The sequence below is a fragment of the Roseateles sp. PN1 genome, from assembly GCF_038419725.1.
Taxonomy (GTDB): Bacteria; Pseudomonadota; Gammaproteobacteria; order Burkholderiales; family Burkholderiaceae_C; genus Paucibacter_A.
In genome coordinates, this window is sequence record NZ_JBCARA010000005.1 from 19,072 (window position 1) to 35,144 (window position 16,073).

The window sequence follows — 16,073 nt, forward strand, 5'->3', positions numbered from 1 at the left end:
CACCTGCGTGGCGCGGTCGCTCAGACTTGCTCGCTCAGCTTGTCGATCACCCGCGCCAGGAACTGCTCCACCTCATGGCTTTGGCTGAAGGTGGTCATCACCGCATCCATATGCTGTTTGATGATGGTGCTGAGATGGTCCTCTTGCGAGTGCGTCAGGCCCAGGTGCATAAAGCTGCTCTCAACCTGAGACGCCAGGCTCTCGAAGGTCGCCTTGACCTCCTCGATCTGCTTGTGATTGCGGGCCGAGATGTCAGCCAGGGCATTGCGGGTCATGGCCACCAAATGACGCACATCGGCCAATTCACGCGCGGCCATCTCGGTGTCCAGCGCGGCCACGCGCACCAAGGCGCCCTCCACCAACATGGCCACGTTATCGATGGCGCGGCCCATGCGCTCGGACTCGGCCTTGTCCATCTCGATCGCGCTGCGATCCATGCGCAGGTCGCGCACAAACACGATCACATTGCCATAGCTGAAACTGGTGTGCGCGCCCAGGGCGCGAATGCGCGCGCCATCGGTCTGGGTTTGCAGATGGTCAAGAATCGAGTTTTCCAAGGCGCTGCACAGCCCGCGTGGATTGACCGACAGGTTCTCACCGCGGCCGCGGATGCGCAGGCAGCCCTGCAAGGCATAGCGTTCCAAGGCGTCGAAGAAGGCCTTGGCCACGCCGGCATAGTCTTTGCACACACCCAGCTGACGCTGATATTCCAGCACCACACCGGCCTCACCCACCATATCGGCGGTGGAGAGCACGGCGCTCATCACCTCATCGAGCTGGCCCGCCAATTCGCGCTGCTTGTCGCGGCCGGCCAGCACCAAGCCAATCTTGGCCTGCAGCTCGGCAGCGTCAAAGGGTTTGGGCAGATAGTCGGCGCCACCGGCCGCATAGCCCTGCAAGCGTTCTTCGATGCTGGTGCGCGCCGAGTGGAAGATCACCGGGATCTCCGCCAGCTGCCAGTCAGCCTTGAGGCGGCGGCAGGTCTCGTAGCCGTCCAGCCCCGGCATGTCCACATCGAGCACGATCAGGTCGAAGACCTCGGTCGCGCAGCGCGCTAAGGCCTCCTCGCCACCGGTGACGCACGTCACTTGATACGCGCCCTCTAGCGTGGCTTCCAACATTTGGAGCGTTAGCTCGTCATCGTCCACCAGCAAAACGCGTGAAGATCCAGGCATAGGGGGCCCCCTGATGACTACGACAAATGGCAGTTGATCATCGCATAGGCCCGGCCCGCGCCAAACCTGTGCAACAGGGGAAATTTTGACCTCAAGGCAACAGCGCCCCCGCCTGCGAGGCAAGGGGCGCACCTGATTGCGATGGATGGCGGTGGGCCGGGCGGCCTAGGAAGCTGGCCCGGTCAGAAGCCCAAGCTCTGGCCCACACCCGCCAAAGTCGCCACGCCCAAGGCGGCGAAGATCAGCGCTGCAATGCCATGGACCAGGCGCACGGGGATCTTGCCGGCCATGCGGTCACCCAAGAAGACGGCCGGCACATTCGCGATCATCATGCCCAGCGTCGTGCCCGCCACCACCGCTACAAAGGCGTTGAACTGGGCCGCCAGGGCAACGGTAGCGATCTGCGTCTTGTCACCCATCTCGGCCATGAAAAAGGCCACGATGGTGGTGCCCAGCACGCCTAGCTTGAGCTTGCCGCCACCTTCCACTTCTTCATCGATCTTGTCCGGGATCAGCGTCCACACCGCCATGGCGATGAAGCCTAAGCCCAAGACCCAGCGCATGGTCATGGGGCTGACCTGGGAGGTGATCCAGGCGCCGAGCGCACCGGCGCCGGCATGGTTGACCACGGTGGCAATGAAGATGCCGAGGCAGATCGGCAGAGGTTTGCGGAAACGGGCGGCCAGCAAAAAGGCCAGCAACTGGGTTTTGTCACCGATTTCGGCCAGGGCGACGACACCGGTAGAGACGAGGAAGGCTTCCATAAGGCGATGCGACTTCTTTCTTCTGCGGCCGGTGCTTGTTGCTCAACACGAAAAACCATTGACCACACCGAGACCAGCCGCGATGCAGGTCGATGTGGTCAAAGGTCTTGCCAGGTGTTGGAACTTCGGTACTGCGCGCGCCATGGTCATGTGGACCAAGTGTGTTGACGCGGGCCCGCCGGATCAAATCCGGGCGGCGGCTACTCCCCAATGACAGGCCAGAGTTTACCCTAGCCCCTTGCCTTGGCCGCGCGCGCGCCGGGCCGCATCCCTTAGGCTATGAGATCCAACTCCCGCATCTGCGACAAATTTCATGCAATTCGCCTACACCATTGTTTATGTGGCCGATGTGGCCGCTTCCCTGGCTTTTTTTGAGCAAGCCTTCGGCTTGAAGCGCCGCTTTCTGCATGAGTCGGGCGCCTACGGCGAGCTCGACACCGGCGCCACTGCCCTGGCCTTTGTCGATCATGAAACCGCCCGCGACAGCGTGGGTTGCGACTATGTGGTGGCGGCCAGCAGCGCCGCGCCGCTGGGGATTGAGATCGGTTTCGCCTGCGCCGACGTGGCCGCTGCCTTCGAACGCGCCGTGGCCGCCGGCGCCACCGCGCTCAAAGCACCGCTGACCAAACCCTGGGGTCAGACGGTGGCCTATGTGCGCTGCCCCGACGGCACCTTGGTGGAACTGTGCACGCCGATGGGCTAATGCGGGGGCTCGGGCCCAAGAGTCGCGCCCAGCTGGCGCAGCTGGGCATTCACGACCTCGCCCAGCTGCGCCAGCAAGATGCCTACGCGCTCTATGCCCGCCTCAAGGCGCAATGGCCGGCCGCCAACCTCAATTTGCTCTACGCCTTGATGGGCGCCCAGGAAGACCGTGACTGGCGCGACATCGCCCGGCAGCGCCGCAGCGAGGCCCTGCTGCGCCTGGACGATATGGGCCTGGCACCCAAGTGATCAAACGCGCCACCCTCGCATGGGGGGACGCGCAAATCCCGCCATGCATCCAGCGGCAGACGCCGATTGACAGCGGCAGGTAGACCGGGTGGAATGTTCTGAGCACCGCCTCCCCGGGCAGTGACCGAGTGATTTGCCGAAGCCATCCATGTCAGGTTCCCGGAACGCTCCCCACGCCGCCAGCCCTGCGCAAGCCGACTACGCGAGCAAGCGCAGGCAACTCTTTGCGGGTGTCGGCGCCATCATCGCCCTGGCCTGCATCATGGCCTTGGCCGCCCTGTTCTACCTGAAGCGCGATGCCGAGCAGCGGGCGCAAAGCTCGACGCAATATTTGGCTCGCTCGCTGGTCCAGACCTTCGACGGCATGATCGATATGCTCGACCTGGCGCTGCAGGACACGGTGGACGAATTGACGAGCCAGCGCAACCAGCGCCAGGTCGATGCGCTGTTCGTCAATCGCTACCTGATCAAGGTCAAAAATCGCCTGCCCAATGTGTCCTTCTTGCGGGTCACCGATGCACAGGGGCAAGTGATCTACGGCCTGGAGCCATCAGCGGCACCGGTCAATATGGCCGACCGGGAATTCTTCAAGCAGCTACGCGACGCCGCCTCACCCAATGTCGGGCTGGTGGTGGCCAATCCAGTGCTTTCCAAAGTCAGCAAGCGCTGGGTCTGGACCTTCGCACGCCGCATCAATGGGCCTGAGGGCCGTTTCGACGGCACCGTCTACGCCTCCATTTACATCGATGACATCGAGCACCTGCTCAGCCATATTCAGCTCGGGCGCGGGGGCTCCATCGCCCTGCGCGACCGCGACCTCGGGCTGATCGCGCGGCAAACCTTCGAGCTCAGCAACCCGATCCCGATTGGCAGCCGGGTGCTGTCCAATAACTTTCGCCAAGCCTTGGCAAGCAATCCCGATGAAGGCGCTTTTGTTGCCGACTCCAGCAGCCTCGATTCGGTCAGACGACGCCATAGCTACCACCGCAGCCTGAAGTACGGCTTTTTGGTCACTGTCGGCACCTCCACCGATACCATGGCCCAGGCCTGGATGCCCAATGCGCTTGGCGTGGGCGCGCTGGTCGGCATGTTCGCACTGGCCTTGGCTGTCTTGGCACGCCAGATCGATCATTCGTGGCGAACCCAGGATCGCTTGATCCTGCAGCTGCGCGCCCACACCGCGCAGCTGGCACAGCAGCACCAGGAACTCGCCGGCAAAGAAGAACAACAGCGCCTGCTATTGACCAGCTTGCACACCGGCATCGTGGTGCACGCCACGGACACCCGCATCCTGTTTTGCAACCCTGCGGCGGCCACCATCCTCGGGCTCAGCCAAGAACAGATGTTGGGCAAGCAAGCCATCGATCCGAGCTGGTGTTTTGTTGACTGCGAGGGCCAAGCCTTGGTACCCGAGGCCTATCCAGTGAACCTGGTGTTGGCCAGCGGTCAGGCCTTTGTCGACATGGTCATGGGCGTGCGGGTGCCGGGTGAGACCGAGCTGCGCTGGGTCATGATCAGCGCCTTTGCCGAGCGGGACGAGGCCGAAACCATCCAGCATGTGGTGGTGAACTTTCATGACATCACCGAGATGAAAAACGCCGAGTCGCGAGTCTGGAACGAGGCCAATTTCGACGCGCTGACCAAGCTGCCCAACCGCCGTCTGTTCCAGGACCGGATCGGCCAAGCCATCAAGCAATCGCACCGCGACCACAACCGCTTCGCCCTGCTCTTCATCGACCTTGATCACTTCAAGGAGATTAACGACACCATGGGTCACGATGTCGGCGACCAGTTGCTGATCGAGGCCGCCCAGCGCATCCGCGCCACGGTGCGTGACTACGATACCGTCGCCCGCCTGGGCGGCGATGAGTTCACCGTCATCCTCACCGAGCTGCACGAAACCGAGGCGGTCGCCCAGGTGGCCGAGAAGATCATCAATCGGGTGTCCGAGCCCTATTTGCTGCGCGACATCGAGTCCTATGTGTCCGCCAGCATCGGCATCGCGCTCTATCCCGACGATGGCAGCAACCAGATCGAGCTGACCAAGAACGCCGACCAAGCCATGTATGCGGCCAAGAGCAGCGGCCGGCAATGCTTCCGCTTTTTCACCAAGCCGATGCAAGAGGCCGCCATGCTGCGCATGCACATGGCCACCGATCTGCGCCGCGCCCTGGGCAGCGGACAGATCGAACTGCATTACCAACCGATTGTTGACCTCACCACCGGCCATATCCGCAAGGCCGAAACCCTGCTGCGCTGGCGCCACCCGGACAAGGGGCTGATCTCGCCGGCCGACTTCATCCCGGTGGCCGAAGAGACCGGCCTCATCCACGAACTGGGCGATTGGGTCTTCCATCAAGCGGTGCTGCAGGTGCGGCACTGGACGCGCACTTTCGACCCCGCCTTCCAGATCAGCATCAACAAATCGCCCGTGCAATTCAGCAGCGAGCGCCCCGACCACCGTGACTGGATCGACCTGCTGAGCGAGCACGGCGTGCCGGGCCGCAGCATCGCCATCGAGATCACCGAGGGCGTGCTGATGGGCAATGACGCCCGTGTGGCCAAGAGCCTGCTGCAGTTCCGCGATGCCGGCGTTGCCGTGGCCATCGACGACTTCGGCACCGGCTACTCCTCGCTGTCCTACTTGAAGAAGTTCGACATCGACTTCCTCAAGATCGATCAGTCCTTCACCCACAATCTGCGCGAGGACTCCACCGAATTTGCCCTGTGCGAGGCGATTGTGGTGATGGCCCACAAGCTGGGCATCAAGGTGATTGCCGAGGGCGTGGAAACCGAGGCACAGGGCCAGCTGCTCAGCCGCATGGGCTGCGACTTCGGGCAGGGCTATTTGTTCTCGCCAGCCCTTGCTGTGGCGGACTTTGAGCGCCTGCTGCAAGCCGGGCCGGCCGGCAGGGCCAGCCAAGCTGGCAAGCGCGCACTCAATTGAGCTGGCGGGCTAGCGCCGCCAAACCTCAATCCCTGATCAATCAACCTGAGCCGACAGCAACATGCCCTTGGTTTCGATGAAGCTCACCACCTGATCCAAGCCGCTCAGAGTCTTCAGATTGGTCATCACAAACGGCTTGTCCGCGCCGCGCATACGCAAGGTGTCGGCCGCCATCACGGCCAGGTCGGCGCCGACATGGGGCGCCAAATCGGTCTTGTTGATCACGAACAGATCGCTCTTGGTGATGCCGGGGCCGCCCTTGCGGGGAATCTTCTCGCCGGCCGCCACGTCGATGACGTAAATGGTCAGATCACTCAGCTCGGGGCTGAAGGTGGCGGCCAGGTTGTCGCCACCGGATTCGATGAACACCACATCGGCGTCGGGGAACTGGGCCAGCATGCGGTCGATGGCTTCCAGATTGATGGAAGCATCCTCACGGATGGCGGTGTGCGGGCAGCCACCGGTTTCCACGCCCATGATGCGTTCGGCCGGCAGCGCGCCGCTAACGGTCAGGATGCGCTGATCTTCCTTGGTGTAAATGTCGTTGGTGATGGCAACCAAATCCCAGCGCTCGCGCATGGCCTTGCACAGCATTTCCAGCAAGGTGGTCTTGCCGGAGCCGACCGGGCCGCCGATGCCAACGCGCAGCGGCGGCAGCTTCTTGCGGCGGTTCGGGATGTGGTGCAGAGGCGTGGTGCTGGAGAGACTCATGATCAGGATCGGAACAGGCGAGAGTACTGGGTTTCATGCCGGGCCGAGAGAATGGCCAGCATGGGCGAAAAGACTTGTCGCTCGGCGTCTGGCAGGCTGATGGCCTGGGCCACCGCCGCCGGGATTTCGGCCGCCAGGCGGCTGAGCACGCGCTGGCCGGCGCTCTGCCCCAGCGGCACCGATTTGATGGCGGCCTGCACCATGTTCTCGGCCCAGCCGAAGGCATAGGCCAGCAAGCCGTCTTGGGCGGGCGCGCCGCTGGCGGCCAGGGCCAAGGCCATTACCACCGGATAGCTGGGCGTACCGCCCAACTCGGCGCAATGCTGCAGTTGCGCCGGCGTGGCGGTGGTGTGATTGCGCAGCCAAGCCAGCAGGGAGCGGCCCATCTGCTCGGTTTGCAGGCGGAACTCCAGGCTCTCGCGGGTCTGCAGCACCCAATCGTTGAGGCGCTGCAAACGCGCCACATCAGCGGCAAGCCAGGCGGCATGGGCCTGCGCCACCAGAGCCAGATCGCCACGCGCCAGGCTCAGGCCCAGCTGAGCCGACAGCCACTGTGCAGCCGAGGCCTCGTCGCGCACCTGGCCATGGGCCACCGCCGCCTCCAGGCCCTCGGAATAGGAAAAGCCGCCCACCGGCAAGGCCGGCGAGGCCAGCCAGAGCAATTGCAAAAACGCGCTACTGGGGGCGGCGACCGACATCAGCTGTGCTCATGTCCGTGGTCATGACCGTGGTTGCAGCCCGGGCCATGCACATGCGGTGCGGGCGCGGCAGCATTCACCGCGATCTTGACGGGGATGCTCACCGGCTTGGGCGCAGCGGGTGCATGCGCATGGTCATGCCCGCAGCCGGGGCCGTGCACATGGGCAGGAGCCGGCGCGGGGGCCGCATGGCTGTGGCCATGGCCGTGCCCGGTGGTTTCCGCCGCATAAGCGCCAGCCTCGGGGTCGAAACCTTCGTTGACCTCGGTAACGGTCAGATGCATGGCACGCAACATATCGGCCAGCACATGGTCGGGCTCAATCATCAAATGGTCGGGCCGCAGGGCCAGCGCCACATGACGGTTGCCCAAGTGATAAGCGGCGCGCGTCAGGTCAAAGGGCGAGCCATGCGCGCTGCAAGGTGTGATGCGCAGCAAGGGCTGCGGCTTGGCGATGACGCGCAAAAGCGAGCCATCTTCGGCCACCAGCACATCGCCGCCGCGCACCAAGCTGCCGCGTGGCAGAAACACGCCCAGCTCGCGGCCCGCATCGTCGTGCGCCGAGAAGCGGCTTTTCTGGCGCGTATCCCAGTCCAGCTCGACCGTGCCGGCACGCTTGAGCAGAACAGGAGCCAGGCCCTGGCCTTGAGGAAGGAGTTTGGAAACTTGCAGCATGGTGTGGTTTGGCGCTGGTGAACGGAATGAGCCCGAATTATCGGCGCCACCCCGGCAGCACGCTTGGTCTGGCCTGCAGTGGGGACTACAGCGCCAAGGTCATGTAGCGGCTGAAGGGGTCGAGCACATAGCTGCCAAAAGGCTCGCAAGGCACAAAGCCGCTGCTCAGGTAGAGCGCGTGGGCGGGGGCGAAGTCGGGGGTGCTGCCGGTTTCCAGGCTCAGGCGCGCGAGTCCTTGGGCACGCGCCTGGCCGAGGATGTGCTGCAGCAAGGCGCGCGCCACGCCACGGCCGCGCGCAGCCGGTGCCGTGCGCATGGACTTCAGCTCGGCATGCTGCTCACCCAACAGCTTGATGGCGCCAGTGCCCAGCAGTTCTTCGCCTTGCCAGACGGTCCAGAACTGAATCTCGGGCCGGCGCAGGGCCGCCAGATCCAGGGCATGCACGCTTTCGGGCGGCGAGGTGCGGCGCATATCAGCGAGGTGATCCTCCAGGAAGGCGGCAATGCGCGGGTCCTGCAAATCGTCGAGGCGGATGCTCAGTTCAGTGCTCAAGGAGGGAGTCAGGGCGGCAGTCATGATCAGTCGTTCATCAAAACAGGAAATAGCGCTGCGCCATTGGCAGCGAGGTGGCCGGCTCGCAAGTCAACAACTGGCCGTCGGCCCGCACGGCATAGGTTTGCGGATCCACCTCCATGCGCGGCAGGTAGTCGTTGAGGATCATGTCGCGCTTGCCCACGCCGCGGATGCCGCGCACCGCAGCCAGCGATTTGTGCAGGCCATAACGTCTGCCCACATCGGCAGCCAGCGCGGCTTGCGAAACAAAGCTCAGGCTACCGCGCGCCAGCGCGCCGCCGTAAGCGCCAAACATCGGCCGGTAGTGCACCGGCTGTGGCGTAGGGATGGAGGCGCTGGGGTCACCCATGGCGGCCATGGCGATCATGCCGCCCTTGAGAATCAGCGAGGGCTTGACGCCGAAGAATGCGGGCTTCCAGATCACGATGTCGGCCCATTTGCCGACCTCGATGCTGCCCACCTCGTGGCTGATGCCGTGCGCAATCGCCGGGTTGATGGCCAGCTTGGCCACATAACGCTTCACTCGCGCGTTATCGTTTTGCGGGCCATCGCCGGGCAAGGCACCGCGCTGGGTCTTCATCTTGTGCGCCGTTTGCCAGCAGCGGATGATGACCTCGCCCACCCGGCCCATGGCTTGAGAGTCAGAGCTGAACATGCTGATGGCGCCGAGGTCATGCAAGATGTCCTCAGCGGCGATGGTCTCGCGGCGGATACGGCTTTCGGCAAAGGCCAGGTCCTCGGCAATGGCCGGGTCAAGGTGGTGGCAGACCATCAGCATGTCCACATGCTCGTCCAGCGTGTTGATGGTGTAGGGCCGGGTCGGGTTGGTGGAGCTGGGCAGCACATTGGCCTCGCCCACCACTTTCAAGATGTCCGGCGCGTGGCCACCGCCCGCGCCCTCGGTGTGGAAGGTGTGGATGGTGCGGCCCTTGAAGGCGGCCACCGTGTCTTCGACAAAGCCGCTTTCGTTCAAGGTATCGCTGTGGATCGCCACCTGGGTGTCGGTGGCCTCGGCCACGTTCAGGCAGTTGTCGATGGCCGCCGGCGTGGTGCCCCAGTCTTCATGCAGCTTGAGGCCGATGGCGCCGGCCGAGATCTGCTCATGCAGCGCGGCCGGCAAGCTGGCATTGCCCTTGCCGAGAAAGCCCAGATTCATCGGGAAGGCATCGGCCGCCTGCAGCATGCGCTCGATATGCCAGGCACCCGGCGTGCAGGTGGTGGCAAAAGTGCCGGTGGCCGGGCCCGTTCCGCCGCCCAGCATGGTGGTGACGCCGCTGCTCAAGGCTTCTTCAATCTGCTGCGGGCAGATGAAGTGAATATGGGTGTCCACCGCACCTGCGGTGACGATCATGCCCTCGCAGGCAATCACCTCGGTGCCGGGGCCGATGATGATGTCCACACCGTCTTGGGTATCAGGATTGCCGGCCTTGCCGATGGCGACGATGCGGCTGTTCTTCAGGCCGATATTGGCCTTGATGATGCCCCAGTGGTCGAGGATGAGGGCATTGGTCAGCACCGTGTCGACCGCACCTTCGTCCCGCGTGCGCTGCGACTGCGCCATGCCGTCGCGTATGGTCTTGCCGCCGCCGAACTTCACTTCTTCCCCGTAGCCGCCGGCCCGCAGGGTCAGGTCTTGCTCCACCTCGATGATCAGCGCCGTGTCGGCCAGGCGCAGGCGGTCACCGACCGTGGGGCCGTACATCTCGGCATAGGCGCGTCGCCCAATGGTTGCCATCACAAACTCCCTTGCACCAGGCCGCGAAAGCCGTAGACCACGCGATCGCCCGCCAATTCAACCAATTCCACCGTGCGCTGCTGGCCCGGCTCGAAACGCACCGCCAGACCCGAGGCGATGTTCAGCCGCATGCCGCGTGCGGCTGCGCGATCAAAACCCAGCGCCGCATTGGTCTCGGCGAAGTGGTAATGCGAACCAACCTGGATGGGCCGGTCGCCCTGGTTTTGCACCACCAGGGTGATGGTGCGGCGGCCGGGGTTGAGGGCCAACTCGCCCTCAGGCGTGAAGAGTTCGCCGGGGATCATGCGGCCACCATGCGCGCCAGCAGGCCCAAGCCCAAGAGCGCAATGCCACCACCAAGCAGACGCGAGCCCACGGGGGAATGGCGGCGCAGCTGCAGGCCGACCAGCAAGCCCGCCGCATGCAACAAGGCCGTGGCCAGCACCATGCCCAGCAAGGCCAGTCCGGCGCCCAGCTCAGCCCCGTGAGCCATGCCGTGGAACAGCGCGAAGCCGCCGACCAGCGTGGCCGCTGCGGCAGCGGGCAATTGCAGCCTAAATGCAGCCAGCAAGCCCAGCACCAAGACGGAGGCCGCGACCATGGGTTCCACCAGATTGCCGCCCCAGCCGCTCAGCGCACCCACCAGCAGCAAGGCCGAGAAGCTCAAAGGCGCCAGCCACACGCGCCGCATGGCCAGGCCGCTCCACAAGCCCACCGCCAGCATGGCGGCCAGGTGATCGGCGCCGCTGAAGGGGTGCAGGAATCCGTCAAGCAGGGCAAGGCTGTGGCCATGGCCGGGCTCGCCACTATGGGCGCTCGCCAGCATGGGCAGCACGAGGAGCGCAAAGGCCAGGGTGAAGATGCGTTTCATGGGCTCGATTCCTTTTCTCAAATCTGCAGCGCTATCGCGAGGTGGGGATCAAACAATCGGTTGGTGCACGGTGACCAGCTTGGTGCCGTCGGGGAAGGTGGCTTCGACCTGAATGTCGGCAATCATCTCGGCCACGCCGTCCATCACATCGGCGCGGCTGAGGACGTTGCGGCCCTCGCTCATCAGCTGGGCCACGGTTTTGCCGTCACGCGCGCCTTCCATCACCGCGGCGCTGATGAAGGCCACCGCCTCGGGGTAGTTGAGCTTCAAGCCGCGCGCACGGCGGCGCTCGGCCAGCAGGGCGGCCGTGAAGATCAGCAGCTTGTCTTTCTCACGCGGGGTCAATTCCATAAAGGCTCCTTAGCCAACGCCTGCTGCCGCTGAAGCGGCAGAGCACGCGGAGTCAATTCCATAACAGCACTGAGTCAACAAGTGCTTTTGTCAATGCAATAGCTTCAACCTAGCAAGCCTCATGCCGCGGGCACGAAACCTGCACCGTTACTGGCATGAGTTCCCCCGCCGCCCTGCCTTGCACCGATGCCCCGCAGCAAGTCATCACGCTGCGGCGGGACTACAACGCCTGGGTGGCCAGCGAGACGCTGGAAGACTACGCCCTGCGCTTCACCCCGCAGCGGGCGCGGCGCTGGTCCGCTGGGCGAGTGGCCAACACGGCTTTTGGCGCCTCGTCCTTTTTGATTCTGGAGGCGGTGGGCGCCACCTTGCTGATCCAGTACGGCTTCAGCAATGCCTTGTGGGCCATTCTGGCCACCGGGCTGATCATCTTTGCGGCCGGCCTGCCCATCAGCGTTTACGCCGCTCGCTACGGGGTGGACATGGACTTGCTCACGCGCGGCGCGGGCTTCGGCTATATCGGCTCGACGCTGACTTCGCTGATCTACGCCAGCTTCACCTTCATCTTCTTCGCGCTCGAGGCCGCGGTGATGGCCTATGCCCTGGAGCTCGCGCTGGACATCCCGCCGCGCTGGGGCTATCTGATCTGCGCCCTGCTGGTGATCCCGCTGGTGCTGCACGGCGTGTCCGCCATCAGCCGCCTGCAGATGTGGACCCTGCCGCTGTGGCTGCTGATGCTGGCCGCCCCATTTGCTGGCGTGCTGTGGCATGACCCTGCCGCATTTGCGGGCGTTCTGCACCAAGCTGGCTCGCAAACCGGCTCGGCCGGCTTCGATATGCGCGGCTTTGGTGCGGCGCTGACGGTGGGCGTGGCCCTGATCACGCAAATGGGCGAACAGGCCGACTATCTGCGCTTCATGCCCGCGGCCAAGCCGCAGACCCAGCGCCGCTGGTGGGCCGCCGTACTGCTGGGCGGGCCGGGCTGGGTGCTGATGGGCGTGCCCAAGATGCTGGGCGGCGCCTTGCTGGCCTGGCTGGCGATCAGCCAGGCCGTGCCGCCGGAACGGGCGGTGGACCCCAACCAGATGTATCTGGCCGGCTACGAGGCGCTGTTCCCCGGCCACTATGGCTGGGCGGTGGCAGCCACCGCGCTCTTCGTGGTGATTTCGCAGCTGAAGATCAATGTCACCAATGCTTATGCCGGCTCACTGGCCTGGAGTAACTTCTTCTCCCGGCTGACCCACAGCCACCCCGGCCGGGTGGTGTGGGTGCTGTTCAATATTGGCATCGCCGTGCTGGTGATGGAGATGAATGTGTTCGAGGCCCTGGGCGAGGTGCTGGGCTTGTTCGCCAATATCGCCATCGCATGGATCATGGCGGTGGTGGCCGATCTTTTGATCAACAAGCCCCTGGGCCTCTCGCCCCCAGGCATCGAGTTCAAGCGCGCCTACCTCTACGACATCAACCCGGTGGGCGTGGGCGCGATGGCGCTGGCGTCTAGCCTGTCCATCGCCGCGCATCTGGGCATGTTCGGCAGCATGGCTCAGGCTTTTTCGGCCCTGATCGCCATGGCCACCGCCTTGCTCAGCGCCCCGCTGATTGCCTGGGCCACCGGCGGCCGCTACTACCTGGCGCGCCAAGACCCGCCGCCCAGCGAGGACGGGGCGCCGCTGCGCCCGCGCCGCTGTGTGGTTTGCGAAGCCGCCTATGAAGGCCCCGATATGGCCCACTGCCCCGCCTACCAAGGCCCGATCTGCTCGCTGTGCTGCAGCCTGGACGCGCGCTGTGGCGACTTGTGCAAACCGCAGGCGCGGCTGGCGGCGCAATGGGCGGCCGCCCTGCGCGCCATCACGCCGCAACGTTCCTGGGCGATTCTGGACCAGGGCCTGGCGCAGTTCCTGGGCTTGATGCTGCTGGCCCTGCCCTTGCTGGCGGCGCTGCTGGGCTTGCTGTACCGGCAAAGCGGCTTCTGGCAGGCCTACATCGCCCTGGCGGTGATGGCCGGCGTCGTCGCCTGGTGGCTGGTGCTGACGCACAAAAGCCGCGCCGTCGCGCAAGAAGAATCGCGCCGCCAGACCCAGGCGCTGATGCGCGAGATTGCCTCACACCGCCTGACCGACGAGGCTTTGCAGGCCGCGCGCCAGGTCGCCGAGCAAGCCAATCAGGCCAAGAGCCGCTACATCAGCGCCATCAGCCACGAGCTGCGCACGCCGCTCAACAGCATCCTCGGCTATGCGCAATTGATGGCCGAGGACGGGCAGATCCCGCCGCAGCGCCGCCAGGCCGTGCAGGTGATCAAGCGCAGCGGCGAGCATTTGATGTCGCTGATCGAAGGCAGCCTGGACATCGCCCGCATCGAAGCCGGCAAGCTCTCGCTGAACCCCGCGCCCATGGCCCTGGCCGATGCCCTGCACGAGCTGGCCGAGATGTTCGAGCCGCAAGCCGCCGCCAAAGGCCTGGCCTTCCACTTCGAACCCCAGGGCAGCTTGCCCGAATGGGTGCGCGCCGACGACAAGCGGCTGCGGCAAATCCTCATCAACCTGATCGGCAACGCCATCAAGTTCACCCGCCAAGGCGGCATCACCTTGCGCGTGCGTTACGCCCGCGAGATGGCCCAGATCGAGGTGGAAGACAGCGGCCCCGGCCTGACGCCCGCCGAGCTGAGCCGCATCTTCGAGCCCTTCACCCGCGGCGATGGCATGGCCGCGTCCCAGGCCGCGCCAGGCGCCGGCCTTGGGCTGACCATCGCCAAGATGCTGACCGATCTGATGGGCGGCGAGATGAGTGCGCGCAGCAAAACGGCGGCTGAGGGCAGTGGCGCCGTGTTCGCCCTGCGCCTGTTCCTGCCGCAGCTGCGCGAAGACGGCCACGCCCGCCCCCGGCGCGTGGCCGAGACCCGGCGCGGCTATGCCGGGCCGCGCCGCCGCCTGCTGGTGGTGGACAACGAAGAGGCTGACCGATTGATGCTGGCCGAGCTGCTGCAAGGCCTGGGCTTCGAGTTGCGCCAGGCCGCCAGCGGCCACGACGCGCTGGACCTGATCGTTAGCGGCTACCGCCCGCACGCCGTGCTGATGGATCTGGCCATGCCCGGCATCGATGGCTGGGAAACCATCGCCCGCCTGCGCCGCTTGTGCAGCGAGCTGGCGCTCACGCCGCCGCAGATCGCCATCGTCTCGGCCAATGCCTTCGAGAAGGGTCAGCCCAATAGCGCCGACCTAGGCGCCGAGGACTTCATCCTCAAGCCACTGCGCCATGCCGAGCTGCTGGACTGGTTGGGCGCGCGCTTAGGGCTGGAGTGGCTGGCACGCCCCGCCGTAACCAGCCCGGCGCCGGCCGCCATCAGCGCCCTGGCAAGACCTGACCCCCAGCTGCTGGGCGGCCTGCGCCAGGCCCTGCAACTGGGCTATTTGCGCGGCGTGCAGCAGGCGCTGGATGAGCTGGTGAGCCAGTCCCCGCAGTGTGCGGAATTTTGCGAGCGCCTGCGCGGCCTGGCGCAACAGTTCCAGTTTGAAACCATTCAACAGCTCTTGGATGCCGACTATGCGCATTGACACCCAAGGCAGCGCCGTGGTGCTGATCGTTGATGACATGCCCGACAACCTCAGCGTGCTACATGACGCGCTGGATGAGTCCGGCTACACCGTGCTGGTGGCCTTGAACGGCGAGGCAGCCCTGCAGCGCGCAGCCCAGGCCCAGCCCGAGATCGTGCTGCTGGACGCGATGATGCCGGGCATGGACGGCTTCGAGGTGGCGCGCCGCCTGAAGGCCGCGCCCGCCACCGCCCATATCCCCATCATCTTCATGACCGGCCTGACCGAGACCGAGCACTTGGTGGCCGCGCTTGCAGCCGGCGGGGTGGACTACGTCACCAAGCCGATCAAGCCCAAGGAAGTGCTGGCCCGCATGCAAGTGCATATGCAAGGCGCCCGCCAGGCCCAGCAAAGCCGCCAGGCCCTGGATGCCTTTGGCCACGCCAGCATCACGGTGCGCGCCAGCGATGGCCGCTTGATGTGGCAAACGCCGCTGGCCCGCGAGCTGCTGCTGGCCTATTACGGCACGCAGGCCCCGCAAACGCCAGCGCCCGTGCTGGACTGGCTGCGCCGCCATGTGGCGGATGCGCGCGAGCGCCAGATCGAGCCGCCGCGCCTGGTGGCCGAGTTGGGCGCACGCCGCCTGGCCTTCAGCCTGCACCGGCAGCTGGCCGCGCAAGAGAGCGAAGCCGATGAGGCCGACGATTGGCTGATCGTGATGCGCGAAAGCTCGGACGCCGCCCTGATCGAATCCATGGCCCTGAGCTTCAAACTCACCGCCCGCGAGGCCGAGGTGCTGTACTGGGTGATCAAGGGCAAGATCAACCGCGACATCGCCGACATTGTGGGCAGCAGCCCAGCCACGGTGAAGAAGCACCTGGAGCGGGTCTTCGCCAAGCTGGGCGTTGAAACCCGCACGGCTGCGGCCGGCATGGCGCTGACCCAGTTGCGGGCGCTGCATCCGCGCTGGGAGGTGTAGATCGGCGCAGGACTTGGGTCGAGGCAAAGCGCTGGCGCTCAATCAAACGGCTAGGCCAAATGGCCTAGGCAACCGGTGCCAAGGGAGGCGCCACATGCGCGCGACCCCGGATG

15 protein-coding genes and 1 riboswitch are annotated in these 16,073 nt (G+C 65.2%); of the genes, 5 read left to right on the forward strand and 10 right to left on the reverse strand.

What is annotated here, in order from left to right; genetic code table 11:
• Positions 1–20: 20 nt before the first annotated feature.
• Positions 21–1,175 carry a response regulator gene (locus tag AABB87_RS09355; protein WP_341970983.1) on the reverse strand — a complete coding sequence of 385 codons (1,155 nt, stop codon included), beginning with the start codon at positions 1,173–1,175 and terminating at the stop codon, positions 21–23.
• A gap of 182 nt (positions 1,176–1,357) precedes the next feature.
• Positions 1,358–1,939: a TMEM165/GDT1 family protein gene (locus AABB87_RS09360; protein ID WP_058721694.1), complete on the reverse strand. Its 582-nt coding sequence runs from the start codon at positions 1,937–1,939 to the stop codon at positions 1,358–1,360.
• A 50-nt stretch (positions 1,940–1,989) separates the two neighbouring features.
• A riboswitch (yybP-ykoY riboswitch) is annotated at positions 1,990–2,164 on the reverse strand.
• 88 nt (positions 2,165–2,252) lie between these two features.
• On the opposite strand from AABB87_RS09360, the gene AABB87_RS09365 reads away from it, so the two are divergent.
• The 3 genes from AABB87_RS09365 to AABB87_RS09375 all read left to right on the forward strand — a co-directional run bounded on the left by AABB87_RS09365 (position 2,253) and on the right by AABB87_RS09375 (position 5,837).
• The gene (locus AABB87_RS09365; RefSeq protein WP_058721693.1) at positions 2,253–2,642 is read left to right on the forward strand and encodes a VOC family protein; all 390 of its coding nucleotides are present in this window, start codon (positions 2,253–2,255) and stop codon (positions 2,640–2,642) included.
• On the forward strand, positions 2,642–2,890 hold the full coding sequence (locus tag AABB87_RS09370) for a TfoX/Sxy family DNA transformation protein (protein WP_341970985.1): 249 nt from the start codon (positions 2,642–2,644) through the stop codon (positions 2,888–2,890). Before AABB87_RS09365 ends, AABB87_RS09370 begins: the two co-directional genes overlap by 1 nt.
• A 148-nt stretch (positions 2,891–3,038) precedes the next feature.
• On the forward strand, positions 3,039–5,837 hold the full coding sequence (locus AABB87_RS09375) for a bifunctional diguanylate cyclase/phosphodiesterase (RefSeq protein WP_341970986.1): 2,799 nt from the start codon (positions 3,039–3,041) through the stop codon (positions 5,835–5,837).
• Between the two features lie 36 nt (positions 5,838–5,873).
• Here the strand turns inward: AABB87_RS09375 and ureG are convergent, their stop codons facing one another.
• The 8 genes from ureG to AABB87_RS09415 all read right to left on the reverse strand — a co-directional run bounded on the left by ureG (position 5,874) and on the right by AABB87_RS09415 (position 11,451).
• Positions 5,874–6,548 (reverse strand): urease accessory protein UreG, encoded by a 675-nt coding sequence (ureG, locus tag AABB87_RS09380; RefSeq protein ID WP_341970987.1) that lies wholly within the window; start codon positions 6,546–6,548, stop codon positions 5,874–5,876.
• 2 nt (positions 6,549–6,550) lie between these two features.
• On the reverse strand, positions 6,551–7,246 hold the full coding sequence (locus AABB87_RS09385) for an urease accessory protein UreF (protein ID WP_341970988.1): 696 nt from the start codon (positions 7,244–7,246) through the stop codon (positions 6,551–6,553).
• Positions 7,246–7,920: an urease accessory protein UreE gene (ureE, locus tag AABB87_RS09390; protein WP_341970989.1), complete on the reverse strand. Its 675-nt coding sequence runs from the start codon at positions 7,918–7,920 to the stop codon at positions 7,246–7,248. Before ureE ends, AABB87_RS09385 begins: the two co-directional genes overlap by 1 nt.
• A gap of 85 nt (positions 7,921–8,005) precedes the next feature.
• Positions 8,006–8,497 (reverse strand): GNAT family N-acetyltransferase, encoded by a 492-nt coding sequence (locus AABB87_RS09395; RefSeq protein WP_058722502.1) that lies wholly within the window; start codon positions 8,495–8,497, stop codon positions 8,006–8,008.
• 13 nt (positions 8,498–8,510) lie between these two features.
• Positions 8,511–10,229, reverse strand: a complete 1,719-nt coding sequence (gene ureC / locus AABB87_RS09400; RefSeq protein ID WP_341970990.1) for an urease subunit alpha — start codon at positions 10,227–10,229, stop codon at positions 8,511–8,513.
• On the reverse strand, positions 10,229–10,534 hold the full coding sequence (locus tag AABB87_RS09405) for an urease subunit beta (protein WP_341970991.1): 306 nt from the start codon (positions 10,532–10,534) through the stop codon (positions 10,229–10,231). The genes ureC and AABB87_RS09405 overlap by 1 nt, the downstream gene beginning before the upstream one ends.
• The gene (locus AABB87_RS09410) at positions 10,531–11,100 is read right to left on the reverse strand and encodes a HupE/UreJ family protein (protein ID WP_341970992.1); all 570 of its coding nucleotides are present in this window, start codon (positions 11,098–11,100) and stop codon (positions 10,531–10,533) included. Before AABB87_RS09410 ends, AABB87_RS09405 begins: the two co-directional genes overlap by 4 nt.
• 48 nt (positions 11,101–11,148) lie before the next feature.
• Positions 11,149–11,451, reverse strand: coding sequence for an urease subunit gamma (locus AABB87_RS09415; RefSeq protein ID WP_058721684.1), 303 nt, complete (start codon positions 11,449–11,451; stop codon positions 11,149–11,151).
• Positions 11,452–11,606: 155 nt separating this feature from the next.
• Here AABB87_RS09415 and AABB87_RS09420 point away from each other — a divergent pair, with 155 nt between their 5' ends.
• Positions 11,607–15,002, forward strand: coding sequence for a hybrid sensor histidine kinase/response regulator (locus AABB87_RS09420; protein WP_341970993.1), 3,396 nt, complete (start codon positions 11,607–11,609; stop codon positions 15,000–15,002).
• Positions 14,983–15,960: a response regulator gene (locus tag AABB87_RS09425; protein ID WP_445944853.1), complete on the forward strand. Its 978-nt coding sequence runs from the start codon at positions 14,983–14,985 to the stop codon at positions 15,958–15,960. Before AABB87_RS09420 ends, AABB87_RS09425 begins: the two co-directional genes overlap by 20 nt.
• The last annotated feature ends 113 nt before the right edge of the window (positions 15,961–16,073 follow it).

Coding starts and splice junctions, on each gene's coding strand:
- AABB87_RS09355 (WP_341970983.1), bottom strand. CDS start 1,175: ATGCCTGGATCTTCACGCGTTTTGCTGGTGGACGATGACGAGCTAACG.
- AABB87_RS09360 (WP_058721694.1), bottom strand. CDS start 1,939: ATGGAAGCCTTCCTCGTCTCTACCGGTGTCGTCGCCCTGGCCGAAATC.
- AABB87_RS09365 (WP_058721693.1), top strand. CDS start 2,253: ATGCAATTCGCCTACACCATTGTTTATGTGGCCGATGTGGCCGCTTCC.
- AABB87_RS09370 (WP_341970985.1), top strand. CDS start 2,642: ATGCGGGGGCTCGGGCCCAAGAGTCGCGCCCAGCTGGCGCAGCTGGGC.
- AABB87_RS09375 (WP_341970986.1), top strand. CDS start 3,039: ATGTCAGGTTCCCGGAACGCTCCCCACGCCGCCAGCCCTGCGCAAGCC.
- ureG (WP_341970987.1), bottom strand. CDS start 6,548: ATGAGTCTCTCCAGCACCACGCCTCTGCACCACATCCCGAACCGCCGC.
- AABB87_RS09385 (WP_341970988.1), bottom strand. CDS start 7,246: ATGTCGGTCGCCGCCCCCAGTAGCGCGTTTTTGCAATTGCTCTGGCTG.
- ureE (WP_341970989.1), bottom strand. CDS start 7,920: ATGCTGCAAGTTTCCAAACTCCTTCCTCAAGGCCAGGGCCTGGCTCCT.
- AABB87_RS09395 (WP_058722502.1), bottom strand. CDS start 8,497: ATGACTGCCGCCCTGACTCCCTCCTTGAGCACTGAACTGAGCATCCGC.
- ureC (WP_341970990.1), bottom strand. CDS start 10,229: ATGGCAACCATTGGGCGACGCGCCTATGCCGAGATGTACGGCCCCACG.
- AABB87_RS09405 (WP_341970991.1), bottom strand. CDS start 10,534: ATGATCCCCGGCGAACTCTTCACGCCTGAGGGCGAGTTGGCCCTCAAC.
- AABB87_RS09410 (WP_341970992.1), bottom strand. CDS start 11,100: ATGAAACGCATCTTCACCCTGGCCTTTGCGCTCCTCGTGCTGCCCATG.
- AABB87_RS09415 (WP_058721684.1), bottom strand. CDS start 11,451: ATGGAATTGACCCCGCGTGAGAAAGACAAGCTGCTGATCTTCACGGCC.
- AABB87_RS09420 (WP_341970993.1), top strand. CDS start 11,607: ATGAGTTCCCCCGCCGCCCTGCCTTGCACCGATGCCCCGCAGCAAGTC.
- AABB87_RS09425 (WP_445944853.1), top strand. CDS start 14,983: ATGCCGACTATGCGCATTGACACCCAAGGCAGCGCCGTGGTGCTGATC.